The organism is Microbispora sp. NPDC049633 (assembly GCF_040675265.1).
Lineage (GTDB): Bacteria > Actinomycetota > Actinomycetes > Streptosporangiales > Streptosporangiaceae > Microbispora > Microbispora maris.
Window position 1 is genome coordinate 1 of sequence record NZ_JBFAOO010000429.1, and the last position, 1,214, is coordinate 1,214.

A 1,214-nucleotide genomic window follows, 5' to 3' on the forward strand; every position below is an offset into this window, starting at 1 on the left:
GCCCGACGCTCGCCGCGACGCGCTCCTCGCCGCCGCAGGCCGTCACGTCCCGCAGGCCGCTCGCCATCTCCGCCACCGCGGCCGCCGTACGCTCGTCGGCGACGATGAACTCGCGCTGACGCCGGGCGAGGGCGGGCAGGGAGACGAGGAACAGGCCGAGCCCCAGGGCCACCGGCGCCAGCACGAGCGGGACGACCTCAGGGGCCAGCGTCGTGAGCCCCACCGCCACGCTGGCCAGCGTGAAGACGAAGGTCCTGACCACCGTGATGATCGCGCCGAGGGCGTCCCTGGCCAGCTCCACCTGATGGTTCATCCGGGCGACGGCGGCGCTGTCGCCGCCGCGCCCGGCCCGCAGCGCCCCGGTCACCACGCGTTCCAGCAGATCGTCGCGGAAGGGCTCGACGATCCCGGCGATGAGCAGCAGCACCCGCCGGGCGGCCACCGCGGCCACCGTCCACGCGGCGGCGAGCACGCCGAGCCAGGCCAGACCCGCCAGCGGCCGCCCGGCGGCGAAGCCGTCGTCCACCGCGCGCGCGACGGCGTACCCACCGCACAGCGCGGGCAGGGCCTCACCGACCGACCAGGCGGCCAGCAGCAGCAGCCGGGACGGCTCGCGCATCAGCGCCCCCGTGACCACGCGCCGCCCGTCGGCCCTGAGCGTATCGGCGCCCCGCATATCGGCCCCCTGTCCGTCCGCCCCGTCTCTGTCGGCCCGGCGCGCGCCGGGCCGCCGCGCGTCCGCCCGCCGCGGCATCCCGGCGAGGGCGCGCCGCCTCACGAGTCCTCCTCCGCCTGGAACACCGCCCGGTAGCCGGGGTCGCGCCACAGCCGCTCGTGCGTGCCGGTCGCGCGCACCCGCCCGTCCTCCAGCCACACGACCTGGTCGGCCTGCGCCGCCGTCGTCACCCGGTGGGCCACCACCAGCCGGGTGCGGTCGGACAGGCTCCCGGTGAGCGCGCGCGCCACCTGCCGCTCGGTCACGGTGTCGAGGCTCGACATGGCGTCGTCCAGGATCAGCAGCCGCCCGGCCTGCGCGAACGCACGGGCGAGCCCGACCCGCTGCATCTCGCCGCCGGACATCGGCGCGTCGCCGACCGGAGTGGCATACCCGAGAGGCAGTCGCAGGATGAAGGCGTCGGCGCAGGCGGCGGCCGCGGCGGCCCGCACCGCGCCCTCGCTCCGCACGGTGTCCCCGCTCCGCACGGTGTCCCCGC

The 1,214-nt window shown here is 77.7% G+C and carries 1 protein-coding gene and 1 pseudogene; both read right to left on the bottom strand.

The window, feature by feature from the left end; all coding sequences use genetic code 11:
• Nucleotides 1-676, bottom strand: a pseudogene (locus tag AB0J39_RS39645) (ABC transporter ATP-binding protein); the annotation flags it as partial.
• A gap of 98 nt (nt 677-774) precedes the next feature.
• Nucleotides 775-1,214, bottom strand: a 440-nt coding sequence (locus AB0J39_RS39650) for an ATP-binding cassette domain-containing protein (RefSeq protein ID WP_363474372.1), incomplete at its 5' end; no start/stop codon positions are given.